This is a genomic window from Streptomyces sp. NPDC003284 (assembly GCF_053589675.1).
Map to the genome: position 1 here is coordinate 13,694 of NZ_JBSFSI010000027.1, position 23,370 is coordinate 37,063.

Annotated in this window: 24 protein-coding genes; 5 read left to right on the forward strand and 19 right to left on the reverse strand. The window is 73.8% G+C overall.

What is annotated here, in order from left to right:
- Positions 1 to 27: 27 nt before the first annotated feature.
- The 10 genes from ACWDYF_RS34055 to ACWDYF_RS34100 form a co-directional block, all read right to left on the reverse strand.
- Positions 28 to 213, reverse strand: coding sequence for a hypothetical protein (locus tag ACWDYF_RS34055; RefSeq protein WP_381741060.1), 186 nt, complete (start codon positions 211 to 213; stop codon positions 28 to 30).
- A 201-nt stretch (positions 214 to 414) separates the two neighbouring features.
- Positions 415 to 1,071, reverse strand: coding sequence for a hypothetical protein (locus ACWDYF_RS34060; protein WP_389473803.1), 657 nt, complete (start codon positions 1,069 to 1,071; stop codon positions 415 to 417).
- Between the two features lie 34 nt (positions 1,072 to 1,105).
- Positions 1,106 to 1,681 (reverse strand): GNAT family N-acetyltransferase, encoded by a 576-nt coding sequence (locus ACWDYF_RS34065; protein ID WP_389473801.1) that lies wholly within the window; start codon positions 1,679 to 1,681, stop codon positions 1,106 to 1,108.
- Positions 1,659 to 3,941, reverse strand: coding sequence for an MMPL family transporter (locus tag ACWDYF_RS34070; RefSeq protein ID WP_389473798.1), 2,283 nt, complete (start codon positions 3,939 to 3,941; stop codon positions 1,659 to 1,661). Before ACWDYF_RS34070 ends, ACWDYF_RS34065 begins: the two co-directional genes overlap by 23 nt.
- A 276-nt stretch (positions 3,942 to 4,217) precedes the next feature.
- Positions 4,218 to 4,628 carry a hypothetical protein gene (locus tag ACWDYF_RS34075; RefSeq protein WP_389473796.1) on the reverse strand — a complete coding sequence of 137 codons (411 nt, stop codon included), beginning with the start codon at positions 4,626 to 4,628 and terminating at the stop codon, positions 4,218 to 4,220.
- Positions 4,629 to 4,820: 192 nt separating this feature from the next.
- Positions 4,821 to 6,335 (reverse strand): Asp-tRNA(Asn)/Glu-tRNA(Gln) amidotransferase subunit GatB, encoded by a 1,515-nt coding sequence (gene gatB, locus ACWDYF_RS34080; protein WP_389473794.1) that lies wholly within the window; start codon positions 6,333 to 6,335, stop codon positions 4,821 to 4,823.
- A 16-nt stretch (positions 6,336 to 6,351) separates the two neighbouring features.
- A complete protein-coding gene (locus tag ACWDYF_RS34085; RefSeq protein ID WP_018568630.1) occupies positions 6,352 to 6,594 on the reverse strand; it encodes a hypothetical protein in 243 nt (80 codons plus the stop codon).
- A complete protein-coding gene (gene gatA / locus ACWDYF_RS34090; protein ID WP_018568629.1) occupies positions 6,591 to 8,084 on the reverse strand; it encodes an Asp-tRNA(Asn)/Glu-tRNA(Gln) amidotransferase subunit GatA in 1,494 nt (497 codons plus the stop codon). The genes ACWDYF_RS34085 and gatA overlap by 4 nt, the downstream gene beginning before the upstream one ends.
- 6 nt (positions 8,085 to 8,090) lie before the next feature.
- Positions 8,091 to 8,387, reverse strand: a complete 297-nt coding sequence (gene gatC / locus ACWDYF_RS34095; RefSeq protein WP_006130840.1) for an Asp-tRNA(Asn)/Glu-tRNA(Gln) amidotransferase subunit GatC — start codon at positions 8,385 to 8,387, stop codon at positions 8,091 to 8,093.
- Positions 8,388 to 8,526: 139 nt separating this feature from the next.
- Complete coding sequence (locus tag ACWDYF_RS34100) at positions 8,527 to 8,898, reverse strand: DUF4267 domain-containing protein (RefSeq protein ID WP_018568628.1); 372 nt, start codon at positions 8,896 to 8,898, stop codon at positions 8,527 to 8,529.
- A gap of 104 nt (positions 8,899 to 9,002) precedes the next feature.
- Here ACWDYF_RS34100 and ACWDYF_RS34105 point away from each other — a divergent pair, with 104 nt between their 5' ends.
- Entirely contained in the window at positions 9,003 to 9,590 is a 588-nt protein-coding gene (locus tag ACWDYF_RS34105) for a TetR/AcrR family transcriptional regulator (RefSeq protein WP_018568627.1), read from the forward strand.
- 928 nt (positions 9,591 to 10,518) lie between these two features.
- Here ACWDYF_RS34105 and ACWDYF_RS34110 read toward each other — a convergent pair.
- The 5 genes from ACWDYF_RS34110 to ACWDYF_RS34130 all read right to left on the reverse strand — a co-directional run bounded on the left by ACWDYF_RS34110 (position 10,519) and on the right by ACWDYF_RS34130 (position 17,541).
- Positions 10,519 to 12,777 carry a putative bifunctional diguanylate cyclase/phosphodiesterase gene (locus ACWDYF_RS34110; RefSeq protein ID WP_389473790.1) on the reverse strand — a complete coding sequence of 753 codons (2,259 nt, stop codon included), beginning with the start codon at positions 12,775 to 12,777 and terminating at the stop codon, positions 10,519 to 10,521.
- A 260-nt stretch (positions 12,778 to 13,037) separates the two neighbouring features.
- Entirely contained in the window at positions 13,038 to 15,233 is a 2,196-nt protein-coding gene (ligA, locus tag ACWDYF_RS34115; RefSeq protein ID WP_381742795.1) for an NAD-dependent DNA ligase LigA, read from the reverse strand.
- A 16-nt stretch (positions 15,234 to 15,249) separates the two neighbouring features.
- Positions 15,250 to 16,257, reverse strand: coding sequence for a methionine synthase (locus ACWDYF_RS34120; protein WP_389473788.1), 1,008 nt, complete (start codon positions 16,255 to 16,257; stop codon positions 15,250 to 15,252).
- A 30-nt stretch (positions 16,258 to 16,287) separates the two neighbouring features.
- Positions 16,288 to 16,986 carry an SDR family oxidoreductase gene (locus ACWDYF_RS34125; RefSeq protein ID WP_389473786.1) on the reverse strand — a complete coding sequence of 233 codons (699 nt, stop codon included), beginning with the start codon at positions 16,984 to 16,986 and terminating at the stop codon, positions 16,288 to 16,290.
- Positions 16,987 to 17,001: 15 nt separating this feature from the next.
- Positions 17,002 to 17,541 (reverse strand): LOG family protein, encoded by a 540-nt coding sequence (locus tag ACWDYF_RS34130; RefSeq protein ID WP_018568622.1) that lies wholly within the window; start codon positions 17,539 to 17,541, stop codon positions 17,002 to 17,004.
- A gap of 77 nt (positions 17,542 to 17,618) precedes the next feature.
- Between ACWDYF_RS34130 and ACWDYF_RS34135 the strand changes: the two genes are divergently transcribed.
- Both ACWDYF_RS34135 and ACWDYF_RS34140 read left to right on the forward strand, forming a co-directional pair.
- Positions 17,619 to 17,942, forward strand: a complete 324-nt coding sequence (locus ACWDYF_RS34135; protein ID WP_381742790.1) for a DUF427 domain-containing protein — start codon at positions 17,619 to 17,621, stop codon at positions 17,940 to 17,942.
- 38 nt (positions 17,943 to 17,980) lie between these two features.
- The gene (locus ACWDYF_RS34140; RefSeq protein ID WP_389473783.1) at positions 17,981 to 18,760 is read left to right on the forward strand and encodes an alpha/beta fold hydrolase; all 780 of its coding nucleotides are present in this window, start codon (positions 17,981 to 17,983) and stop codon (positions 18,758 to 18,760) included.
- A gap of 87 nt (positions 18,761 to 18,847) precedes the next feature.
- Here ACWDYF_RS34140 and mnmA read toward each other — a convergent pair whose 3' ends face one another.
- Positions 18,848 to 19,978 (reverse strand): tRNA 2-thiouridine(34) synthase MnmA, encoded by a 1,131-nt coding sequence (mnmA, locus tag ACWDYF_RS34145; RefSeq protein ID WP_381742786.1) that lies wholly within the window; start codon positions 19,976 to 19,978, stop codon positions 18,848 to 18,850.
- Positions 19,979 to 20,037: 59 nt separating this feature from the next.
- Between mnmA and ACWDYF_RS34150 the strand changes: the two genes are divergently transcribed.
- The gene (locus ACWDYF_RS34150) at positions 20,038 to 20,718 is read left to right on the forward strand and encodes an N-acetylmuramoyl-L-alanine amidase (protein ID WP_381742784.1); all 681 of its coding nucleotides are present in this window, start codon (positions 20,038 to 20,040) and stop codon (positions 20,716 to 20,718) included.
- Between the two features lie 18 nt (positions 20,719 to 20,736).
- On the opposite strand, the gene ACWDYF_RS34155 is transcribed toward ACWDYF_RS34150, so the two are convergent.
- The 3 genes from ACWDYF_RS34155 to ACWDYF_RS34165 all read right to left on the reverse strand — a co-directional run bounded on the left by ACWDYF_RS34155 (position 20,737) and on the right by ACWDYF_RS34165 (position 22,473).
- Positions 20,737 to 21,906, reverse strand: a complete 1,170-nt coding sequence (locus tag ACWDYF_RS34155) for a cysteine desulfurase family protein (protein WP_389473780.1) — start codon at positions 21,904 to 21,906, stop codon at positions 20,737 to 20,739.
- 92 nt (positions 21,907 to 21,998) lie between these two features.
- Positions 21,999 to 22,265, reverse strand: coding sequence for a hypothetical protein (locus ACWDYF_RS34160; RefSeq protein WP_018568616.1), 267 nt, complete (start codon positions 22,263 to 22,265; stop codon positions 21,999 to 22,001).
- Between the two features lie 43 nt (positions 22,266 to 22,308).
- Positions 22,309 to 22,473 carry a hypothetical protein gene (locus ACWDYF_RS34165; RefSeq protein ID WP_018568615.1) on the reverse strand — a complete coding sequence of 55 codons (165 nt, stop codon included), beginning with the start codon at positions 22,471 to 22,473 and terminating at the stop codon, positions 22,309 to 22,311.
- A 132-nt stretch (positions 22,474 to 22,605) separates the two neighbouring features.
- On the opposite strand from ACWDYF_RS34165, the gene ACWDYF_RS34170 reads away from it, so the two are divergent.
- Positions 22,606 to 23,229, forward strand: a complete 624-nt coding sequence (locus ACWDYF_RS34170; RefSeq protein WP_389473778.1) for a TetR family transcriptional regulator — start codon at positions 22,606 to 22,608, stop codon at positions 23,227 to 23,229.
- Positions 23,230 to 23,370 lie beyond the last annotated feature (141 nt).

The window sequence follows — 23,370 nt, forward strand, 5'->3', positions numbered from 1 at the left end:
GGCCGGGCGCCCGCCGCGCCGGGACGGTCATGCGGCGCGGGTGAACCGGTGCCGCCCGGGGCCGCCGCTATGCGACTCGGCCTCCGGCGCCTCGCGGGAGGCTGTACGGCGGGCGGCGCGGCGCCCGCGCAGCGCCTCGGCGGCCAGCCGCTCCTGCTCGGCCAGGCGGCGCAGTTCGGCGGAGCGCAGCTCGTGGAGTTCGTAGGCGAACATGGTCTCTCCCCTGGTGAAGTGGTGTCCGGCACCTCTTCTCGCGGTGCCGGAGACCACTTTCGCCGTCCAGGGGACCGGCCCGCATCGGGCGAGTTCCGCATCTTCGGCGGCGCCCGGGGCCTTAGAGGCACCCGGGGGTCCTCAGAGCCGCCCTAAGGTACCTGAGGCGGTTCTGAGGACGGGTCGGACGGGTCGGACGGGTCAGGCCGAGGGCAGCCCGAGCAGGACGTCGGTGTACTTCAGGACGGCCAGCAACAGCCCGAGGACGCCGAGCGCGGCTCCCGCCCAGGCCACCGACTTGATCCAGGGCGCCTGCGGCTGGCCCGGTGCCCCGAACGCGGGCCGGGCGAGCACCACGACGCCGACGATCAGGGCGAGCAGCGCGAACAGCCCGCCCCACAGCGCGGTGGTGTGCCAGGCGTCGCCGTAGACCTCCTTGATCTGCGTCGCGACGCTGGCGGTGGTGGAGGTCCGCAGCTGGCCGGTCAGCTGCTCGCGCGCACCGGCGACGGTGCCGAGCCAGCTGCCGCTGAGCGACACCAGACCGAGCGCCGCGGCCACGACGGCGGCCGCGCCCTGCCCCACTCCGGCCGGGCGGGGCGCGGCCGGTCCGGCGGCCTCCTCGTCCGCGTCCGCGTCCGCCGCGGCCTCGGCATCGGCATCGGCCGTCTCGTCGGCGGTGGCGGCCCCGGTCCCGGCCTCGGCGGTCTCCGCGGCGGAGGCGGTCCCGGCGGCGGTGGCCGGAGCGTCCTCCGTCTCCGGTGCCCCGGCGGTGGCCGCCCGGTCCTCGGCGGCGGTCCCGTCCTTCGTGTCGGCGCCGGTGGTGGTGCTGGTCTCGTCTGCGGTCCTGGTTCCCATGCGGGCACCGTACGGACGCAGTCTGAGAGGTCCCTTAACGGTCGCCGCCGCTGTCCACGCGCGCGCGTGCCGCGCGCCACTCGGGGGCGAGCACGGCCCAGATCTCGGTGTCCTGGCGTACGCCCCGGTAGGGGTAGTGCTCGCGGAGCACGCCCTCGCGGGTCAGGCCGAGGCGCCGGGCGACGTTGACGCTGGGCTCGTTGGCCGAGGACACGTGCCACTCCACGCGGTGCATGTCCCGCTCGTCGAACGCCCAGTCGACGAGGATGCGGGCGCCCCGGGTGACCAGGCCCTTGCCGGTCCCCGCGGGCTCCAGCCAGCAGCCGATCTCGCACACGCCGGTCTCCGCGTCGAAGACCCGGAACAGCAGCCCGCCCACCAGCCGGTCCGCCAGCCACAGCCCGTGCAGGAAGCCGGTGTCGGCGGCGCGCTTGTCCGCGTACGACCGCAGGACGGCGCGGGCGGCGTCCACATCGGTGGCGTGCGCGCCGAACGGGATGTGCCGGGTGATGAACTCCCGCCCTCGGTCGAGGTGGGCGAGGAACTCCTCGGCGTGCCAGGGCTCCAGGGGCCGCAGTTCCGCGCCGTCACCCAGGGATATCGCGTACATCCGGTTCCTGCTCCTTCACGAGTTCCGCCATGTTCGCCAGGCCCGCCATGTCCGGCGTGACGTCGCCGAGCCTCTCATGGGCGGCCCGGCACTCCGGCGGCTCGATGCTGATGCGGGGCAGGACACGGTCCAGGCGGCGCGGCAGCCACCAGTTGGCGCGGCCGAGCAGGTGCATCAGCGCGGGCACGAGCAGGGTGCGCAGGACGAACGCGTCCAGCGCCACGGCGGCGGCGAGCGCGATGCCGAACATGGCGATCACCCGGTCGCCGCCGAGCACGAAGGCGAGGAAGACGGAGATCATGATGACTGCGGCGGAGTTGATCACCCGGCTGGTCTCGGCCAGGCCGACCCGGACCGCGCGCCGGTTGTCGCCGGTCTCCAGCCACTCCTCGTACATCCGGCTGACCAGGAAGACCTGGTAGTCCATGGAGAGCCCGAAGAGCACCGAGACCATGATCACGGGCAGGAACGGCTCGATGGGCCCGGCCCGGCCGAGGCCCAGGAACTCGCTGCCCCAGCCCCACTGGAAGATCGTGACGACGACACCGAAGGAGGCGGCGACGGCGGCGACGTTCATGGCGGCGGCCTTGAGCGGGATGCCCACCGACCGGAAGGCGAGCAGCAGCAGGACGCAGCCGAGGCCGACGACCACGCCGACGAACAGCGGCAGCCGGCCGACGATCACCCCGGCGAAGTCGTCGTACCCGGCGGTCACCCCGCCGACGTGCACATCGAGCGAGGTGCCGGTCTCGGCGCGTGGCAGCACCCGCTCGCGCAGCCGGTCGACGAGGTCGCTGGTGCGCTGCGACTGGGGCGCCGAGTCGGGGACGACGCTCAGCGTGGCGGTGGTGCCGCCGGTGTTGTAGGTCACCGGGGTGACGGCGGCGACGCCGTCGGTGGCGCGCAGGGTGGTGCCCAGGTTGTCCAGGGCGAGCCGGTCGGCGGCGCCGTCGACGCGGGTGACCAGGGTGAGCGGGCCGTTGACGCCGGGCCCGAAGCCGTCGGCGATCAGGTCGTAGGCCCGCCGGGTGGTCGAGGAGGCCGGGTCGTTGCCCTGGTCGGAGGTGCCCAGGTGCAGGAAGAGCGTGGGCAGGGCGAGCACGGTGACGACGGCGAGGGCCAGCGCGCCGAGCAGCTTGGGCCGGCGCTCCACGAAGGCCGACCAGCGGGCGGCGAACCCGGTGGGCAGTTCGGGCTGCGGTCCGTGCTCGGCGAGCCGCCGCCGCTCGCGGCGGCTGAGGGCGCGCGGGCCGATGAAGGACAGCAGTGCGGGCAGCAGGGTCACCGAGGCCGCGACGGTGAGGACGACGGTGGACGCGGCGGCGAGGGCGACGCCGTTGAGGAAGCCGAGCCGCAGGATCAGCATGCCCAGCAGCGCGATGCAGACGGTGGCGCCCGCGAAGACCACGGCCCGGCCGGTGGTGGCGACGGCGTTCGTGGCGGCCTCGGCGACGCCGAGCCCGCGTTTGAGGCCGCGCCGGTGGCGGGTGACGATGAAGAGCGCGTAGTCGATGCCGACGCCGAGGCCGATGAGCATGCCGAGCATGGGCGCGAAGTCGGCCACCGTCATGGCGTGGCCGAGCAGCCCGATGGCGGCGTGGGCGGTGCCGACGCTGACCAGCGCGGTGGCGATGGGCAGCAGGGAGGCGGCGAGCGAGCCGAAGGCGAGCAGCAGCACCAGACCGGCCACGGCGACGCCCAGGATCTCCGCCAGATGCCCGCCGGAGGACTGGGTGGCGCCGACGGCACTGCCGCCCAGCTCCACCTGGAGTCCGTCGCCCTGTGCCTCCTTGGCGGTGTGCACGACGGCCTTCGCCTGGGCCTCGGTGATGTCCTGGGCCGGGCGGGTGAAGGTCACCGTCGCGTACGCGGTGCGGCCGTCCCGGCTGATCCGGTCCGTGCTCCGGCCGCTCTGGCCGCCCTGGTCGCTCTGGCCCTTGTACGGGCTGGTCACGGAGGCCACCTCGGGCAGCGCCTCGATACGGTCCAGGGCCCGGGTCATCGTCTGCTCGACGTCGGCGGCGCGCACGGTGCCGTCCTCGGTGTGCCAGACGACGGTGTCGCTGTCCCCGCCGAGGCCGGGGAAGCCCTGGCGCAGCAACTGGGTGGCGCGGCCGGAGTCGGTGCCGGGGACCTCGTAGTCGTTGGAGTACGCCGGGCCGGCGACGGCGGCGGCGACCGTGACCCCGCCGAGGGCCAGCAGCCAGAGCAGGACGGTGACGAGGCGGTACCGGACACACCAGCGCGCGAGGGCTGCCACGAAACGTGCTCCCAGGGAACTGTATGGGGATCTTTGGCCGGGAACAGTCGTCCATGAACGGAACGGCCCGCAAAGAACGCATGAGCAAGGTGAAAACACTCTTGCAGGCGAATGTGATCGTTTAGCGCATTCGTGGCGTTACTCACAGGAATGCGGCCCGGTTCACCCGCGATCGGGTGAACCCGGGGCCGGTCCGCTCACACAGCGGGAGGGACCGTCACGGAAGCGTGGTCGCGGGGCTCGCAGGGTGGTTCAGGGCTCAGCCGGGCTGAGGGCTCAGCCGGGCTGGTCGCCGAGGGCCATCATCATGACCCCGGCGACGAGCAGCCACAGGGCCCGCCGGGTGCGGCCGCGCTGCCCGAGGACGGCCGCACAGGCGCAGACGGCGGCCCCGGCGGCGTAGGCGGCCGGTACGCGGGCGGAGGACGCGTCGGCGAGCCGCAGCAGGGCGGCGGCGCACCCGGCGAGCGTCAACAGGGCACCGGCCCCGGCCGCCGTCCAGCGGGCGCGGCGGGCGACGGTGACGCCTTCCGGGCGGCCGTCGTCCCCAGTCAGGTCGTCCCCAGTCAGGTCGTCCCCGGTCGGATCATCTCCGGTCAGAACGCCCCTGGTCGGATCGTCGTCCAGGAGGGCGGTCGGTGCCGGGGATATCGCGGCGGGCGTCTCGGAGGCGGCGCGTCCACTCATGGCGGGCGAGCGTAGCGGCCCGGCGCGGCGGCCCGGACAGGGGGGTGGTGCGGACGGGGGCCGAAGGCATCCCGGGGACGGGTCCGGGAACATCCCCGGACGGACGCCCACCGATCGGGCACATACCAAAGGGGGGATGCATCGGATTCGATGCATCCCCCCTCGGGTGACTGCTCGGCGGCCTCGGGCGGCTCAGCCCTCGCTGACGCCGAGCTTCTCCAGGATCAGTTCCTTGACGCGGGCCGCGTCCGCCTGGCCGCGCGTGGCCTTCATGACCGCGCCGACCAGCGCACCGGCCGCCGCCACCTTGCCGCCGCGGATCTTGTCCGCGACGCCCGGGTTGCCGGCGATGGCCTCGTCGACGGCGGCGGTCAGCGCGCCCTCGTCGGAGACGACCTTGAGACCGCGCTTGTCGACGACCTCGTCCGGGGTGCCCTCGCCCGCGAGGACGCCCTCGATGACCTGCCGGGCGAGCTTGTCGTTCAGATCGCCGGAGGACACCAGCTCGGTGACCCGGGCGACCTGCTGCGGAGTGATCGCCAGCTCGTCCAGGGAGGCGGCGGACTCGTTGGCGCTGCGCGCCAGCTCGCCCATCCACCACTTGCGGGCGGAGGTGGCGTCGGACCCGGCGTCGATGGTGGCGACGATCAGGTCCAGCGCACCGGCGTTGAGGATGGCCTGCATGTCGGTGGCCGTGATGCCCCACTCCGCCAGGAGGCGGGTGCGGCGGGCCAGCGGCGGCTCGGGCAGGGCGGCCCGGATCTGCTCCACCCACTCACGGGCGGGGGCCACCGGGACCAGGTCGGGCTCCGGGAAGTACCGGTAGTCCTCGGCCTCCTCCTTGATGCGGCCCGAGGTGGTGGAACCGGTGTCCTCGTGGAAGTGGCGGGTCTCCTGGACGATGGTGCCGCCGGAGGAGAGCACCGCGGCGTGCCGCTGGATCTCGAACCGGGCGGCACGCTCGACGGAGCGCAGCGAGTTCACGTTCTTGGTCTCGCTGCGGGTGCCGAACTTGTCGGCGTCCTTGGGCATCAGCGACAGGTTCACGTCGCAGCGCATCTGGCCCATCTCCATGCGGGCCTCGGAGACGCCCAGGGCACGGATGACCTCGCGCAGCTCGCGGACGTAGGCCTTGGCGACCTCCGGGGCGCGCTCGCCTGCCCCGACGATCGGCTTGGTGACGATCTCGATGAGCGGGATGCCGGCGCGGTTGTAGTCGAGCAGGGAGTGGGACGCGCCGTGGATGCGGCCGGTGGCGCCGCCGACGTGCGTCGACTTGCCGGTGTCCTCCTCCATGTGGGCGCGCTCGATCTCCACGCGGAAGGTCTCGCCGTCCTCCAGCTGCACGTCGAGGTAGCCGTCGAAGGCGATCGGCTCGTCGTACTGGGAGGTCTGGAAGTTCTTCGGCATGTCCGGATAGAAGTAGTTCTTCCGGGCGAAGCGGCACCATTCGGCGATCGAGCAGTTCAGCGCGAGGCCGATCTTGATCGCGGACTCGACGCCGGTCGCGTTGACGACCGGGAGCGCGCCGGGCATGCCGAGGCAGACCGGGCAGGTCTGGGAGTTCGGCTCGGCGCCAAGCGCCGTCGAACAGCCGCAGAACATCTTCGTCTTGGTGCCGAGTTCGACATGGACCTCAAGGCCCATGACGGGGTCGTACGACGCCAGCGCGTCCTCGTACGACACCAGGTCGGTCGTGGTGGTCACGGTGAAAACTTCCCTCTCAGCCCAGCAGGACGTCGTCGTCGCCCAGCCGCTTCAGCTCGCGGTAGAGGATGGCGAGGCCGGTGACGATGGCCGCGGCGGACACGGCGGCGTCGATCAGACGCAGCGTGTCGCTCTCCGAGCGGGCCTTCCTGGCCTGCTTGATGACGCCGACGGCGCCGAACGCGGTCGTCGCCATGGACAGGTACGTACCGGACTTGGACTTCTTGAAGCCCTTGGCCTTGGACAGGGCATTGCTCACAGCGACGGAGCCTCCTCGAGCAGCGGGTGTCCCCACTTTTCCACGAACGCGGCCTCGACGGCGGCGCCCACCTTGTAGAGACGGTCGTCCTTCATCACCGGGGCGATGATCTGCAGGCCGACCGGGAGATTGTCCTCCGGGGCCAGACCGCAGGGCAGGGACATGGCCGCGTTGCCCGCCAGGTTGGTGGGGATGGTGCACAGGTCGGCCAGGTACATCGCCATCGGGTCGTCGGCGCGCTCGCCGATCGCGAAGGCGGTGGTCGGGGTCGTCGGGGAGACGATCACGTCGACCTGCTCGAACGCCGCGTCGAAGTCCTGCTTGATCAGCGTACGGACCTTCTGGGCGCTGCCGTAGTACGCGTCGTAGTAGCCGGAGCTGAGCGCGTAGGTGCCGAGCATGACGCGGCGCTTGACCTCGGGGCCGAAGCCCGCCTCACGGGTGAGCGAGGTGACGTCCTCCGCCGAACGGGTGCCGTCGTCGCCGGTGCGCAGGCCGTAGCGCAGGCCGTCGAAGCGGGCCAGGTTGGAGGAGCACTCCGAGGGCGCGATCAGGTAGTACGCCGAGAGGGCCAGGTCGAAGGACGGGCAGTCCAGCTCGACGATCTCGGCGCCCAGCTCCCTGAGCACCTCGACGGACTCGTCGAAGCGCTGGATGACGCCGGCCTGGTAGCCCTCGCCGCGGAACTGCTTGACCACGCCGACGCGCATGCCCGCCACGCTGCCGTTGCGCGCGGCCTCGACGACCGGCGGGACCGGCGCGTCGATGGAGGTGGAGTCCATCGGGTCGTGCCCGGCGATCACCTCGTGCAGCAGGGCCGCGTCCAGGACCGTGCGGGCGCAGGGGCCGCCCTGGTCCAGCGAGGAGGAGAACGCCACCATGCCGTAGCGGGAGACCGCGCCGTAGGTCGGCTTGACGCCGACGGTGCCGGTGACGGCGGCCGGCTGGCGGATGGAGCCGCCGGTGTCGGTGCCGATGGCCAGCGGCGCCTGGTAGGAGGCGAGCGCGGCCGAGGAGCCGCCGCCGGAGCCGCCGGGGATCCGGGTGAGGTCCCAGGGGTTGCCGGTGGGGCCGTAGGCGCTGTTCTCGGTGGAGGAGCCCATGGCGAACTCGTCCATGTTGGTCTTGCCGAGGATGACGACGCCGGCGTCCTTGAGGCGCTTGGTGAGCGTCGCGTCGTACGGCGGGATCCAGCCTTCGAGGATCTTGGAGCCGACGGTGGTCGGCACGCCCTCGGTGGTGAAGATGTCCTTGAGCGCGAGGGGGACGCCGGCCAGCGGGCCGAGCTTCTCCCCGCGCTCGCGCTTCTCGTCCACGGCGCGGGCCTGGGCGAGGGCGCCCTCGCGGTCGACGTGCAGGAAGGCGTGCACCTTCTCGTCGACGGCGTCGATCCGGGCCAGGTGCGCCTCGGTCACCTCGACGGCCGTCAGCTCGCCGGAGGCGATCCTCGCGGCGGTCTCGGCGGCGGTGAGCTTGATGATGTCCGTCATGACTGCTTACTCCTCCCCCAGGATCTGCGGCACCTTGAAACGCTGCTGCTCCTGGGCCGGGGCGCCGGACAGCGCCTGCTCGGGGGTGAGCGACGGACGGACCTCGTCCGCGCGCATGACGTTCGTCAGCGGCAGCGGGTGAGAGGTCGGCGGTACGTCTTGGTCGGCGACCTCACTGACGCGGGCCACCGCGCCGATGATGTCGTCCAGCTGTCCCGCGAAGTGGTCGAGCTCTTCGGGCTTCAGCTCCAGACGCGCCAGCCGGGCGAGGTGGGCGACCTCCTCGCGCGTGATGCCAGGCATGCAGCGTTCCTCTGGGGTGAGTGTGCGGTTCGGGCAAACCGGCTTGGACACGTCGGTTCGGGCAAGTCGGTTTGGCCCAATCCTATGGGGCCGGGGCGGGTGCCCGTACAGCGGTTTCCCCCGGGGCGCCCGGGGCGCGTCACAGGGCGAAGAGCAGTCCGGCGCCGATCAGCACGACGACCGCCGTGGCGAAGTGGATCCCGAAGGCGACGGCCTTCGTGCCGCCGTGGCGCAGGACTATCAGGGTGTCGCCGAGCGGCACGAGGGCCACGCAGAGCAGGAACCACGCCTCGGCCCCGGCGCCCGCGAAGGCCAGCAGCGCCAGGCCCACGACGCCGAGGGTGCCGTCCCTGAGGCCCTTGATCGTCAGATAGGCGCCGGCGTCGCCGGACGGGTCGGCGGGGACGCCGTACCCGGCGGCGGCCGGGCCGGGCTGGAACAGGAAGCGGTAGCCGAGGAACACGCAGAACAGGTCGAGCACGACGGCCAGGGTGTACGCGGTGACGGTCACGTCTCTTCTCCCGAATCTCCAGGGCTGGCACCTAGCGGTGCTAGCGGTGAGAGCGAAGCTAGCAGAGCATCGACAGATTGGCTAGCGCCGCTAGAATGGGGCGTATGACCATCCAGAAGCGCCGGGAGCGCGAACGAGCGGACCGCGAACGGCTGATCGTGACGGCCGCGCGGGAACTGGCCGAGGCGGAGGGCTGGGACGCGGTCACCACCCGTCGGCTCGCCGCCGAGATCGAGTACAGCCAGCCGGTCCTCTACAGCCACTTCAAGGGCAAGGACGCGATCATGGCGGCGGTCGCCGTGCAGGGCTGCGCGGAACTCGCCGTCGAGCTGCGCGCGGCGCGTACGACGGCCGAGGGCGTACGCCAGGCGCTCACCGCGGTGGGCGAGGCGTACACCGCCTTCGCCCGGCGGCGGCCCGCGCTCTACGACGCGATCTTCACCCACGAGACCGAGCTGCCGTTCGCCACCCCCGAGGCCCCGGCGGCCCTCCAGGAGGCGTTCGGCGAACTGCTGGCGGCGGTCACCCCCGTCGCGGCCGAGGGCGACGACCCGGCGCTCCTCACGGAGACGTACTGGGCCGGTCTGCACGGCCTGGTCACCCTGATGCGCAGCGGCCGCCTCCCGGAAGCCGCCCACGAACAGCGCCTCGCCCTCCTGACCAGCCACTTCGCACCACCGGGCACGGCCTGACCCGGCCTGCGGGCCGGGCGTCCGGCCACGGCGGGCGGGCGGGCGCCGGGGTCACTCGTCGCCCGTCCGCCCGTCGACGGGGCGGGGCCGCCGACGGGCGGGGCCGCCGACGGGGCGGGACCAGTCGCGCGCGCCGCAGGGCGCGAACGGACGTCGCCCCTCCCGCAGGGTCCCGGGCCCGGACCGACCGGACCGTGCTCCCCCACCGGGACGGCCGGGGGCCGCAGGGGCGGGTCATCGGGTGCGGACGGCTCGCCCGCGCCGCGTCCCGCCACGCCTGCGGCCCCCGGGCCGGGCGACCGGCACCGCCGCCGCGGGCTGCGGCTCCGCGGAGGACAGCACCGCCGGGGCTCAGCCGCGCGCCGGGCCCGGTCGGAGGACACCCATCCGTCGCCGCCCGCACAGCCGCCGCCGGACGGCTTCGGGCACCCGACGAGGCATCGCCTTCTCACCGCGGCCCGCACCAGACCTGACCGGACCGGCCGGATGTCGCCCTGCGGAGAGCACGCGACGGTGAGCGTGACGCGGGCCGACGCACCCGCCCCGCGTCCGCGCGCCGCGCGGGCCGGGCGGACCGCGCCGTCGTCAGACCCGGTGCGCCGCCCGCAGGCAGCACCGAGAGCCGAGGACAGGCGGCCAGGCGGCCCAGGTCACTCGTCCGTCGCCGCCGCCAGCAGGACCGCCGCCGGGCCGACGCACCGCGCGAGCCGCGACCGCACGGACGGGCGTCGCCTCCGCGCGGGGCCCCGGCACCGACCCGACCGCCGGTCGCCGCCCCGACCAGGACGACGCGACGACAGTGGGCGCGGCAGGGCGCGGGCAGGCCCGCCCGCCGATGCGTGGCCGCGACCCGCGCGGGCCGGGCGCGGACCGCGCCGTCGTCAGACCCGGTGCGCCGCCCGTGAACAGCGGCGGCCGGGCGCCGGGGTCACTCGTCCGTCGCCGCCGCGGGCAGGGCCGCCGCCGGGCGGATCCAGCCTCGGGAGCCGCGGGCGCGGAGCCAGGCCGTGGTCTCCTCGGGGGGCATCGCGGCGGCGACCAGCCAGCCCTGTACGGCGTCGCAGCGCAGGTCGCGCAGCCGCTCCCAGGTCTCGTCGTCCTCGACGCCCTCGGCGACGACCAGGAGGCCGAGGGAGTGGGCGAGGTCGACGGTGCAGCGCACGATCTCGGCGTCCTCGGTGTCCACCGCGAGGCGGGCCACGAAGGAGCGGTCGATCTTCAGTTCGCTCACCGGCAGCCGGCGCAGATGCACCAGCGAGGAGTAGCCGGTGCCGAAGTCGTCCAGGGACATCTTCACGCCGTGCGCGGTCAGGCCGGCCAGGGTGTCGGCGGCCCGCTGCGGGTCCTCCAGGAGGACATGCTCGGTGATCTCCAGCTGGAGGGCGCCCGCCGGGACGCCGTGCCGGGCGAGGCGGGCGGCCACCGAACCGGCGAAGCCGGGGGTGTGCACATCGCGCGGGGAGACATTGACGGCCACCGGCACGAACAGGCCCTGCGCGCGCCACGCGGCGACCTGGCCGAGGGCGGTCTCCAGCACGTACTCCGTCAGATGGGGCATCAGCCCGGAGGACTCGGCGATGGCTATGAACTCGTCCGGCGGCACCTTGCCGCGCTCGGGGTGCACCCAGCGCACCAGCGCCTCCAGGCCGGCCACCTGGCCGTCGAAGCGCACCTTGGGCTGGTAGTGCAGCTGCACCTCGTGGGCGTCCAGGGCGCGGCGCAGGTCGCCCAGGAGCCCGAGCCGGTCGGGGGTGTTGGAGTCCCGCTTGGACTCGTACGCCTCCACGCCGGTGCGGTCCCGCTTGGCCTGGTACATCGCCACGTCCGCCCGGCGCAGCATGCCCTCGGCGTCCAGGGCGTGGTCGGGGAAGACGGCGACCCCGGCGCTGGCCTCCAGGACGAGGGTGAGCCCGTCCAGGTCGAGGGGCGAGCTGAGCGTGGTGACCAGGCCGCGCGCGATACGGGTCGCCGAGGTCGTGGAGTCGGCGACCGGCAGTAACACGGCGAACTCGTCCCCGCCGAGCCGCGCGGCCTCCGCCCCGCGCGGCAGCGCCTGCCGCAGCCGGTCGGCGATCTGGAGCAGCAGCCGGTCCCCGGCGAGATGCCCGAGGGTGTCGTTGACCGAGCGGAAGCGGTCGAGGTCGATCAGCATGAGGGCGGCGCGGGCGCCGATGCGCTCGGCGTCGTCCAGGGCGGTCCAGATGCGCTCCAGCAGCCACTGCCGGTTGGGCAGCCCGGTCAGCGGGTCGCGCAACTGCTCCTCGGCGCGGGCGCGGGCGATCCACAGGGTGGAGTCCAGGGCGATGAGCGGGATGGCGAACAGCGGCAGCAGGATTGGTTCGGCGACGGCGACGACGCAGACCAGCGGCGCGATGCCGAGCAGCGCCACCGCGACCAGGCCCTGTCTGACGAGCGCGGTGCGGGCCACGGTGGGCACCGGGTCGGTGCGCGGGGAGTGCAGGTACCACAGCAGGACGCGGGTCACCGCCAGGTAGACGGCGGCGACGAGCACCACCTGGAGGGCGGTGTACACGGTCCAGGTGCCCGGGTCCCAGGGGTGCTCCACGGTCGGCACCCGGCCGAAGGCACCGAGCAGCAGGGCGGCGGCGGCGATGCCGAGGATGTCGGCCGAGCCGTGCAGCACGCCGGGGCGCCAGCGGTGGCGCCGGGCCACCCCGACCAGCACGACGACGGTGAGACTGACCAGTCCGGCCGGCACCCAGCCGTAGAGCAGCAGCACGGCGAGCGTGAGGGCGGCGCCGGAGCCGGTGCCGCCCCACCAGCGGGCCCGGCCGAGCATGACCAGATGGCCGACGATGACGCCGGTGAGCACGGCCAGCGACCAGCCGGCCGTGCCGGACGGGAAGAGGGCGTGGCCCGCGGTGAACGCGCCGTAGAAACCGGCGGCGAGGGTGAGAGCGGCGGCCGAGGTGACCACCGCGGGCAGGGCCGGGCGGGACGGCTGCGTGCCGGTGCCGGGAAGTCCTGACAGGTGCTCACCGGGCGGGCGGACGGGCGGGCGCACCTCCGTGACCGCGTACGGCCGGGCGGCGCGGCCCGGGTGCCCCGGCGGTGCGGTGCGCCGGTCCGGGCGCGAACGCTGTCCCGTCCGCCTCCCCCGCGCGCGCCACGCGCCGGTCATCCGGCGCAGCCGTGAGTGCGGGGAGGCGCTCTCGGTCGGTTCCATTCCCGTCCCTCTCACAGCCGGCGGTGCCCACGCCACGCGGCCCGATGCCCGACGTCCCCTGGGCACAGCCGCGCTGGAAAACCCTTCCACGTACTCGTCAGGAGCACGGGGATGGCCCGGCCGCAACTGGGCACGGCGGGCGCACTCCACAACAGTAGGCCGCGGAAGGCTTCCTCGGGCAGCGGTCGCCGACGGTTGCCCGAATGCGCCCCGGCCACCCGTATGCATCTGATATGCGCCGATCGGAGGGCCTTCAACCGCTACTCTTCGGTCGGTAGAGCGACTTCGGCCGCCGCTTCCGGGCCCTGTTCCAGCAGAATTCCGAAACCTTCCTCGTTCAGCACCGGAACCTTCGCCTGCATCGCCTTGTCGTATTTCGAACCGGGGTTGTCGCCCACCACGACGAACGACGTCTTCTTCGACACCGCACCGGTCACCTTGGCGCCCCGGCTCTGGAGCGCGTCCTTGGCTCCGTCCCTGGTGAAGTGTTCGAGGGTGCCGGTGACCACGACCGTCAGGCCCTCCAGCGGACGCGGCCCCTCCGCCGCGCCGGAGGACGCGTCCTCCAACGGCACCCCGGCCGCCTTCCACTTGCGCACGATCTCGCGGTGCCAGTCCTCGGTGAACCACTCCTTGACGGCCGCCGCGATGATCGGGCCGACGCCGTCGATATTGGCCAGTTCCTCTTCGGTGGCCTGCTCGATCCGGTCCAGGGAACGGAACTCGCGCGCGAGTGCCTGCGCGGCGACCGGGCCCACATGGCGGATGGAAAGCCCGTTCAGGAAGCGGGCCAGCGGGCGGTCCTTGGCCGCCGCGATGTTCTCCAGCAGCGCCAGGGTGTTCTTCTTCGGCTCGCCCTTCTGGTTGGCGAAGACGGTGACGACCTTCGCCTCGCCGGTCTTCGGGTCCCGCTTGGGCAGACCGCTGTCCGGGTCGAGGACATGGGCCTTGATGGGCAGCAGCTTCTCCACCGTCAGGTCGAACAGGTCGCCCTCGTCGGCCAGCGGCGGATCGGCCGGTTCCAGCGGGTGGGTGAGCGCGGCGGCGGCGACCCCGCCGAAGTGCTCGATGTCCAGGCACTGCCGGCCCGCCAGATACGAGACCCGCTCGCGCAACTGCGCCGGGCACGTACGGGCGTTGGGGCAGCGCAGGTCGATGTCGCCCTCCTTCATGGCCCGCAGCGGCGTCCCGCACTCGGGGCACTCGGCGGGCATGACGAACTCCCGCTCGCCGCCGTCCCGCAGGTCGACCACCGGGCCGAGGATCTCCGGGATGACGTCACCGGCCTTGCGCAGCACCACGGTGTCCCCGATGAGGACGCCCTTGGCCTTGACCACGTCCTGGTTGTGCAGGGTGGCGAACTCGACCTCGGAGCCGGCCACCGTGACCGGCTCGACCTGTGCGTAGGGCGTGACCCGGCCGGTGCGTCCGACGCCCACCTTGATGTCGACGAGCTTGGTGTTGACCTCCTCGGGCGCGTACTTGTACGCGATGGCCCAGCGGGGCGCGCGGGCCGTGGAGCCGAGGCGGCCCTGGAGGCGGATCTCGTCGAGCTTGATGACGGCGCCGTCGATCTCGTGCGCCACGGAGTGCCGGTGCTCGCCGTAGTACGCGATGAACGCGCGCACGCCCGCGAGGTCGTCCACCACCCTGTTGTGCGGGGAGGTGGGCAGGCCCCAGCCGTGCAGCAGCTCGTAGGCCTGGGAGAGGCGGTTCAGGCCCTCGTAGCCCTCCAGGGCGCCGATGCCGTGGACCACCATGTGCAGCGGGCGGGTGGCGGTGACGCGCGGGTCCTTCTGGCGCAGCGAACCGGCCGCCGCGTTGCGCGGGTTGGCGAAGGGCTTGTCGCCGGCCTCGACCAGCCGGGCGTTCAGCTCCTCGAACTTGTCCATCGGGAAGAAGACCTCGCCGCGGATCTCCACGAGGCCGGGCACCTTCTCGCCGTGCAGCCGGTCGGGGATCTCCGCGATGGTGCGCACATTGGGCGTGATGTCCTCGCCGGTGCGGCCGTCACCGCGGGTGGCCGCGCGGGTCAGCCGTCCGTGCTCGTACGTCAGGTTGACCGCGAGGCCGTCGACCTTCAGCTCGCACAGGAAGTGGTACTCCTGCTCGCCCAGCTCGCGGGCGATGCGGTCGGCCCAGGCGGCGAGGTCGTCGTCGTTGAACGTGTTGTCCAGGGAGAGCATCCGCTCGCGGTGCTCGACGGCGGTGAACTCCGTGGCGTACGAACCCGCCACCTTCTGGGTGGGCGAGTCGGGCGTGCGCAGCTCCGGGTAGGTGTCCTCCAGGGCCTCCAGGGAGCGCAGCAGCCGGTCGAAGTCGGCGTCGCTGACGACGGGGGCGTCCTTCACGTAGTACCGGAAGCGGTGCTCCTCGACCTGCTCCGCGAGCCGGGCGTGCTCCTCCCGCGCCTCGGCGGGCACCGCTGTTTCCGCTTGCTGCTTGTCGCCGGCCACCGTGTTGTCCTCCCGATTACTCTGGGTTGTCCGCGAGGGATCTCGCCGCCCGGACGCAGTGGGCGAGCGCCTGGCGTGCGTACGCGGGGGAAGCGCCCGCGAGTCCGCACGCCGGGGTGAGGGTGACCGACCGGGCGAGCAGCTCCGGTCGCAGCCCCAGCCTGCGCCACAGCGTTCTGACACCCATGACGCTACCGGCAGGGTCTGACAATGGGCCGTCCGTGGTGGGGACGACACCGGCGAAGAGCCGGGTGCCGCCCTCCACCGCCTCCCCGATCGCCTCGTCGTCACGCTCGGTGAGGAGCGAGAGGTCGAAGGAGATGCCCGCGGCACCGGTCCGGCGCAGCAGCGCGAAGGGCACGTCGGGCGCGCAGGAGTGGACGACGACGGGGCCGCCGGAGTGCGCGCCGAGGACGTCGCGCAGACCGGCCTCCACGATCTGCCGGTCGACGGCCCGGTGGGTGCGGTAGCCGCTGGCGGTGCGCACCTGGCCGCGCAGCACGGCGGTCAGGGACGGCTCGTCCAGCTGGAGGACGAGGCGGGCGCCGGGCACCCGCCGCCGCACCTCCGCCAGGTGCAGCCGCAGCCCCTCGGCGAGCGAGGCGGTCAGGTCCCGGCAGGCGCCCGGGTCGGACAGGACCGCCTCGCCGTTCCTCAGCTCCAGTGCCGCGGCGAGCGTCCACGGCCCGGTCGCCTGGACCTTCAGCGCGCCCTCGTGGCCCTGGGTGAACTCCTCCAGGGCGTCCAGGTCCTCGCCCAGCCAGGACCTGGCCCGCCGGGTGTCGCGGCCCGGCCGGTCGCCCAGGCGCCAGCCGCTGGGCTCCACGCGCGCGTACATCTCCACGAGCATCCCGGCGGTGCGTCCGATCATGTCGGCGCCGGGCCCGCGCGCGGGCAGTTCGGGCAGGAAGGGGAAGTCCTCGAAGGTCCCGGTGACGGTCCTGACGGCCTCACGGGCGTCCCCGCCGGGCATCGACCCGAGGCCGGTGGCCGGGGCGAGGCCGAACTCGCTGTTTTCGCTCACCGCAGCAGCGTACGGAACGCCGCGGCGCGCTCAGTGCCCCGGCCGCACCGTGAGGTCGGTGACCTCCGCGTCCCGGGGCAGGTCGAGGGCCGTGAGGACGCTCGTCGCCACCGACTCGGGGTCGATCCAGCGGGCCGGGTCGTACTCCTTGCCCTCCTGCCGGTGCACCTTGGCCTGCATGGGGCTCGCGGTGCGGCCCGGGTACACGGAGGTGACGCGGACGCCGTTGCCGTGCTCCTCCTGGCGCAGGGCGTCGGCGAGCGCCTTCAGACCGTGCTTGGAGGCGGCGTACGCGGCCCAGTCGGCGTGCGCGGCCAGGCCCGCGCCGGAGTTGACGAAGACGACGTGGCCGCGGGCGGCGCGCAGTTGCGGCAGGAAGTGGCGGGTCAGCTCGGCGGGGGCGACCAGGTTGACGTTCAGCTGGTGGTGCCATGCCTTGGGGGTCAGTTCGCCGACCGGGCCGAGGTCGACGACGCCCGCGACGTGCAGCAGGGAGTCGACCCGGTCGGGCAGGCTCTGGTGCGAGAACGCCCAGCTGAGCCGGTCCGGGTCGGCGAGGTCGCCGACGAGGGTGCGGGCGCCGGGGAGCTCGGCCGCCAGTTCCTTGGCGCGGCCCGCGTCGCGCGCGTGCAGCACGAGGTCGTCCCCGCGCGCGTGCAGGCGGCGGGCGAGGGCCGCGCCGATGCCGGAACCGGCCCCGGTGATCACATGTGTAGCCATGCCCGCCATGCTCGCACCCGCACGTCAGCGGCCGCTCAGCGACTCCTCCAGGTATGTGAGCGCCCCGGCGGGCTCCTCGGCGAAGAACGCCAGCTCGGCCAGCGGGCGGGGCAGGAAGCCCTCCTCCTCCATCCGGCGGAACTGCTCGCGCAGACCGTCGTAGAAGCCGGCCGTGTTGAGCAGCACCACGGGCTTGTCGGTGCGGCCGTGCTTCTTCAGCTCCAGGATCTCGGTGGCCTCGTCCAGGGTGCCGGTGCCGCCCACCATGACGACGACGGCGTCGGCCTTCTCCAGGAGGAGCTTCTTGCGCTCGGCGAGGTCGCCCGCGATCACCATCTCGTCGGCGCCGGGCCGGGCCTTGGCCGCCAGGAAGTCGACCGACACGCCGATCAGCCGTCCGCCCGCCTCCTGCACGCCGTCCGCGACGACCTTCATCAGGCCGGTGTCCGAGCCGCCCCACACCAGGCTGTGCCCGCCCTTGCCGAGCAGCCGGGCGAAGTCCCGGGCGGGGCGGGTGTAGCGGTCGTCGAGGTCGGCGGCGGAGAGGAAGACGCAGATGTTCATGCGCCTCACGGTACGCGGCGCCCGGCCGCCTTTCGCACAGCGGGAAGAAGCACGCGCGCGCGAGCGCTGTTCCCGGTATGACACAAGGACACACGATCACCGTCGAGCAGGGCGACGAGCGGGTGCGCGTGGTGCGCGCGGGGCAGGTCCTGGCGGAGAGCCGCCGCCCCCTGGTGCTGCGCGAGACCGGCTGTCCCCCGCGCTACTACCTGCCCGCCGAGGACGTACGCCTGGACCTGCTGACGCCCTCGGACACGCACACGCACTGCCCCTTCAAGGGCGACGCGTCCTACTGGTCGCTGCCGGACGCACCGGACCTGGTGTGGGCCTATCCCGACCCGAAACCGGAGGTCGCGGCGATCAAGGACCACCTCTGCTTCTACGACACCGAAGTGTTGTAGCCCGGCGAGCCGCCGCGCGCGTGGCAGTCTGCACAGCCATGGACAAGAAGACCCTCTCCCGTGACGGCACCCCGATCGCCCTTCAGCGCACCGGCACGGGCCCGGTGGTCGTACTGGTCAGCGGGGCGATGTCGACGGGCGCCACGGTCGCGCCGCTGGCGGCGGCGCTGGCGCCGGGGTGCACCGCGGTGGTGTACGACCGGCGGGGCCGCGGGGAGAGCGGCGACACGCCGCCGTACGCGGTGGAGCGCGAGGTGGAGGACCTGGCGGCCGTGGTGGAGGCGGCGGGCGGCGAGGCGGCGCTCTACGGCATCTCCTCGGGCGCCGTGCTGGCGCTGCGGGCGGCGGCCGCCGGGGTGCCGGTGCGGCGGGTGGCGGTGTACGAGCCGCCGTTCGAGGTGCGCCAGGACCGCGGCGCCGAGCGCGCGCGGTACTCCGCCGAGCTGGACCGGGCGCTGGCCGAGGGGCGGCGCGGGGACGCGGTGGAACTGTTCCTGCGGCTGACCGGGCTGGCCGAGCAGATGATCGCGAACGCCCGGCACTCCCCCATGTGGCCGGGTCTGGAGGCGGTCGCGCCCACCCTCGCGTACGACGACGCCGTCATGGGCGACGGCACCGTGCCGGAGGCGCTGCTGGCGTCGGTCGCCGTGCCGGTGCTGGCCCTTGCGGGCGGCGCGAGCCCCGCCCCGATGCGCGAGGCGGCCCGCCGGGTCGCGCAGGCGGTGCCCGACGGCACGTACGGCGTCCTGGAGGGCCAGACGCACGCGGTGGAGCCGGAGGCGCTGGCGCCGGTGCTCACGGACTTCTACGGGGCGTAGGGCGCCCTCGCGGCCGCCGCAGAGCCGTACGGCGGCCGGACGGCGGCCGGGAGTCAGCCGGACGGCGGCCGGGAGCCGGGCAGGCCCTCAGAGCGCGTCGGCCGTCGCCCGCCGGGTGGAGGCGATCGTCGCCGAGCCGACGACGCGGGTGCCGTCGTAGAGCACGATCGCCTGGCCGGGGGCCACGCCGCGCACGGGCTCGGCGAAGGACACCTCCAGGGTGCCGTCGACGAGTGCCGCGCTCACCTCGGTCTCGTCGCCGTGGGCGCGCAGCTGGGCGGTGTAGGTGCCGGGGCCGGTGGGGGCGGTGCCGCACCAGCGGGGGCGGACGGCGGTGAGGGCGTCGACGTCGAGGGCGGCGGCGGGGCCGACCGTGACGGTGTTGGTCACCGGGGAGATGTCCAGGACGTAGCGCGGCTTGCCGTCGGGGGCCGGGGTGCCGATCCGCAGGCCCTTGCGCTGGCCGATGGTGAAGCCGTAGGCGCCCTCGTGGCTGCCGACGACCGCGCCGGACTCGTCGACGATGTCGCCCTCGGCGCGGCCCAGGCGCTGCGCCAGGAAGCCCTGGGTGTCGCCGTCGGCGATGAAGCAGATGTCGTGGGAGTCGGGCTTCTTGGCGACGGCGAGGCCGCGGCGCTCGGCCTCGGCGCGGATCTCGTCCTTGGTGGTGACGGTGTCGCCCAGCGGGAAGAGCGCGTGCGCGAGCTGCCGCTCGTCCAGGACGCCGAGGACATAGGACTGATCCTTGGCCAGGTCGGAGGCGCGGTGCAGTTCGCGGGAGCCGTCCTCGCGCCGGACCACCTGCGCGTAGTGGCCGGTGCAGACCGCGTCGAAGCCGAGGGCGAGGGCCTTGTCCAGCAGCGCGGCGAACTTGATCTTCTCGTTGCAGCGCAGGCACGGGTTGGGGGTGCGGCCGGCCTCGTACTCGGCGACGAAGTCCTCCACGACGTCCTCGCGGAAGCGCTCGGCGAGGTCCCACACGTAGAAGGGGATGCCGATGACGTCGGCGGCGCGGCGGGCGTCGCGCGAGTCCTCGATGGTGCAGCAGCCCCGCGCGCCCGTGCGGAAGGACTGCGGGTTCGCGGAGAGCGCGAGGTGGACGCCGGTGACGTCGTGGCCTGCTTCCGCCGCGCGGGCCGCGGCGACGGCGGAGTCGACGCCGCCGGACATGGCGGCGAGGACGCGGAGGGGGCGGGGGCGCTGCGGGGTCTCAGTCATAGCCCCTCCAGGGTACGGGGCGCGGGAACCGGGGCCGCCGGATATCCGTTGGAGGTCGCATGGCGACGGAGAAGGCCCGGCAGGGCGGCGGGGACGGCGGCGCGGGACGGTGGCCGGGCCGCCGCGCGGTGCTGGTCGGCGGGGCGGCGGCCGCCGCGGGCGGGGCGGTGCTGTGGCGCGGGGAGCTGTCCCGGCTGTGGTGGCGGCTGCCGGGCGACCAGCGGCCCCGGGTGGCGGGCGCGGTGGACTTCGCCGGTGCGCGCTGGGTGGCGGCCTCGTCGGCGAACTACCGGCGCGCGGACCGGCCGGACGACTACGCGGTGGACCGGGTGGTCGTCCATGTGACGCAGGGCAGTTACACGAGCGCGGTCAAGGCGTTCGAGGATCCGGGGCACCAGGCCGCCGCGCACTACATCGTGCGCGCGGACGGGCGGGTGACGCAGATGATCCGGGAGCTGGACGTGGCCTTCCACGCGGGCAACCGGGAGTACAACGAGCGCAGTGTCGGGATAGAGCACGAGGGGTTCGTGGAGAAGGCCGCGTCCTTCACGGACGCGATGTACGCCGCTTCGGCGCGGCTGACGGCGCGGATCTGCGCGCGGTACGCGATACCCGTGGACCGCGCGCACATCATCGGACATGTGGAGGTGCCGGGCACCGACCACACGGACCCGGGTCCGCACTGGGACTGGGACCGCTATCTGCGGCTGGTGCTGCGGGAGCGGACCGCGCGCACCTGAGTCCTCGCGCCGGCGCCCTCAGCTCAGGCCCGCCGCCCGTGCCCGCTCCACCGCCGGGCCGATGGCGCGGGCGACGGCCTCCACATCGGCCTCGGTGGAGGTGTGGCCGAGGGAGAAGCGCAGGGTGCCGCGGGCCAGGTCGGGGTCGGCGCCGGTGGCGAGCAGGACGTGGCTGGGCTGGGCGACGCCCGCGGTGCAGGCGGAGCCGGTGGAGCACTCGATGCCCTGGGCGTCCAGCAGGAGCAGCAGCGAGTCGCCCTCGCAGCCGGGGAAGGTGAAGTGGGCGTTGGCCGGGAGCCGTCCCCCGGGCGCCGGGTCGCCGCCGAGGATCGCGTCGGGGACGGCGGCGCGGACCGCGGTGACCAGGTCGTCGCGCAGGGCGCCGATCTCGCGGGCGAACCACTCGCGCTGTTCGGCGGCGAGCCGGCCGGCCACGGCGAAGGAGGCGACGGCGGGCACGTCGAGGGTGCCGGAGCGGACGTGGCGCTCCTGGCCGCCGCCGTGCAGCACCGGTACGGGGGTGTACTCGCGGCCCAGCAGCAGCGCGCCGATGCCGTAGGGGCCGCCGATCTTGTGGCCGGACACGGTCATCGCGGCGAGCCCGGAGGCGGCGAAGTCGACCGGGACCTGGCCGAACGCCTGGACGGCGTCCGCGTGCAGCGGTACGCCGAACTCGGCGGCCGCTTCCGCCAGTTCGCGGACCGGGAGGACGGTGCCGATCTCGTTGTTGGCCCACATCACGGTGGCCAGGGCCACGTCGCCGGGGTCGCGGGCGATGGCCTCGCGCAGGGCCTCGGGGTGGACGCGGCCGTGGGAGTCGACCGGGAGGTACTCGACGGTGGCGCCCTCGTGCTCGCCGAGCCAGTGGACGGCGTCGAGGACCGCGTGGTGCTCGACGGGGCTGGCCAGGACGCGGGTGCGGGCGGGGTCGGCGGCGCGGCGGGCCCAGTACAGGCCCTTGACGGCGAGGTTGTCGGCCTCGGTGCCGCCGGAGGTGTAGACGACCTCGCTGGGGCGGGCGCCGAGTGCTTCGGCGAGGATCTCGCGGGACTCCTCGACCGTGCGGCGGGCCCGGCGGCCGGACGCGTGGAGGGAGGAGGCGTTGCCGGTGAGGCCCAGCGCGGCGGTGAGTGCCTCTGCCGCCTCCGGGAGCATGGGGGTGGTCGCGGCGTGGTCGAGGTAAGCCATGGTGGGGCTGATTCTACGGGGCGCCCGCGGGCGCCCCCCGGTCACGGTCGCGCCGCAGCGCGGTCCTGCCGGGCGGCCGGTGTCCGGGCCGCTCAGAAGCTCCAGGACAGGGTGTGGTCCAGTTGGGCGAAGGAGAACAGGACGACCAGGTCGGCGATGCCGAGGGTCAGTCCGAGCAGGGCGCGGCCGCGGCGGGCGGTGCCGCGCCACAGGGCGACGGCGGCCAGGACGACGGCGATGGGGCCGAGGACGACGTTGAGGACGAGCAGTCCGATCAGGCCGAGGACGAAGGACGCGACGGCCATGCCGTCGGCGTCGCGGGCGAGCCGGCGGCTCGTGGCCGGTGCGGTGAGCTGCATGGCGGATGCCTCCTGCGGTGGCGGTCGGGCGGGCCGGGCGGCGTCAGTGGGAGGTGCCGCGGCGGCGGGCGTGGCGCTCGCGGAGCGCGAAGACGGCGAGCCAGGCGGCGATGACGGTGGCGGCGACGGCGGTGAAGCCGAGCGGGACGTGGGCGACGGTGCCCAGGGTCACGCCGAACAGCAGCAGGGCGGCGACGAGGAACAGCATGGGATCGGATCCCCCTTCGGCGCCGGCCGGGATCGGCCCGGCGGACGCTTGCGGTAACAGTTGTTCACTGACTACCCAGTCTAGCGCCGCTCTCGCTTGGAAATTACGGAGAACAGTTGTTAACTGTATGGCATGAGTCACACGCTCGGCGCCCGCCAGGCCCAGAAGCAGAAGACCCGCCGGGCCCTGCTGGACGCGGCGCTGGCCCTGCTGGAGGAGCAGAGCCTGAGCAGCCTGGGCCTACGCGAGGTCACCCGCGCCGTGGGCGTGGCGCCGACCGCGTTCTACCGGCACTTCCGCTCCACCGCCGACCTCGGTGTCGTCCTGGTCGAGGAGGCGCTCGGCGGGCTGCACCCGATGATCCGGACCACGGTCTCCACGGCGGACGGCAGTGAGGAACGCATCACCCGTGCCGTGGAACTGATCGCCCGTCATGTGGCGGAGCAGCCCTCGCACGTCCGCTTCATCGCCCGCGAGCGGCACGGCGGGGTGCAGCCGGTGCGCGAGGCGATACGCGACCAACTGGCCCGCTTCGCCCGCGAGGTGAAGGACGAGCTGGCCAAGGACCCGCAGGCGCGCGGCTGGAGCGACGACGACCTGCTCATGCTCGCGCATCTGTACGTCGACCAGATGCTGATCACCGCCTCGCTCTTCCTGGAGGCCCCCGACTCCCCCGCGGAACGCGACCGGGTCGCCCGCCTCGCCACCCGCCGGCTGCGGCTGATCAGCATCGGCCGCCGGCACTGGCTGGAGTGAGCGGGGCCGCTGCGCCCGCTGCACCCGCTGTGCCCGCCGGGGTGGCCGTGTCCGCTCTCCGCTGAAGCCGGGAGGAAGTCCGGGGCCGGCGGCCAGGGTGGGGGCGTACCGACGAAGTGATCACACCCGCCGGAAGGAAGC

Excerpts from the sequence above, each read along its gene's own strand:
- ACWDYF_RS34055 (WP_381741060.1), bottom strand. The coding sequence starts at position 213 with ATGTTCGCCTACGAACTCCACGAGCTGCGCTCCGCCGAACTGCGCCGC.
- ACWDYF_RS34060 (WP_389473803.1), bottom strand. The coding sequence starts at position 1,071 with ATGGGAACCAGGACCGCAGACGAGACCAGCACCACCACCGGCGCCGAC.
- ACWDYF_RS34065 (WP_389473801.1), bottom strand. The coding sequence starts at position 1,681 with ATGTACGCGATATCCCTGGGTGACGGCGCGGAACTGCGGCCCCTGGAG.
- ACWDYF_RS34075 (WP_389473796.1), bottom strand. The coding sequence starts at position 4,628 with ATGAGTGGACGCGCCGCCTCCGAGACGCCCGCCGCGATATCCCCGGCA.
- gatA (WP_018568629.1), bottom strand. The coding sequence starts at position 8,084 with ATGACGGACATCATCAAGCTCACCGCCGCCGAGACCGCCGCGAGGATC.
- gatC (WP_006130840.1), bottom strand. The coding sequence starts at position 8,387 with ATGCCTGGCATCACGCGCGAGGAGGTCGCCCACCTCGCCCGGCTGGCG.
- ACWDYF_RS34105 (WP_018568627.1), top strand. The coding sequence starts at position 9,003 with ATGACCATCCAGAAGCGCCGGGAGCGCGAACGAGCGGACCGCGAACGG.
- ACWDYF_RS34110 (WP_389473790.1), bottom strand. The coding sequence starts at position 12,777 with ATGGAACCGACCGAGAGCGCCTCCCCGCACTCACGGCTGCGCCGGATG.
- ACWDYF_RS34125 (WP_389473786.1), bottom strand. The coding sequence starts at position 16,986 with ATGGCGGGCATGGCTACACATGTGATCACCGGGGCCGGTTCCGGCATC.
- ACWDYF_RS34130 (WP_018568622.1), bottom strand. The coding sequence starts at position 17,541 with ATGAACATCTGCGTCTTCCTCTCCGCCGCCGACCTCGACGACCGCTAC.
- ACWDYF_RS34135 (WP_381742790.1), top strand. The coding sequence starts at position 17,619 with ATGACACAAGGACACACGATCACCGTCGAGCAGGGCGACGAGCGGGTG.
- ACWDYF_RS34140 (WP_389473783.1), top strand. The coding sequence starts at position 17,981 with ATGGACAAGAAGACCCTCTCCCGTGACGGCACCCCGATCGCCCTTCAG.
- mnmA (WP_381742786.1), bottom strand. The coding sequence starts at position 19,978 with ATGACTGAGACCCCGCAGCGCCCCCGCCCCCTCCGCGTCCTCGCCGCC.
- ACWDYF_RS34150 (WP_381742784.1), top strand. The coding sequence starts at position 20,038 with ATGGCGACGGAGAAGGCCCGGCAGGGCGGCGGGGACGGCGGCGCGGGA.
- ACWDYF_RS34155 (WP_389473780.1), bottom strand. The coding sequence starts at position 21,906 with ATGGCTTACCTCGACCACGCCGCGACCACCCCCATGCTCCCGGAGGCG.
- ACWDYF_RS34160 (WP_018568616.1), bottom strand. The coding sequence starts at position 22,265 with ATGCAGCTCACCGCACCGGCCACGAGCCGCCGGCTCGCCCGCGACGCC.
- ACWDYF_RS34165 (WP_018568615.1), bottom strand. The coding sequence starts at position 22,473 with ATGCTGTTCCTCGTCGCCGCCCTGCTGCTGTTCGGCGTGACCCTGGGC.
- ACWDYF_RS34170 (WP_389473778.1), top strand. The coding sequence starts at position 22,606 with ATGAGTCACACGCTCGGCGCCCGCCAGGCCCAGAAGCAGAAGACCCGC.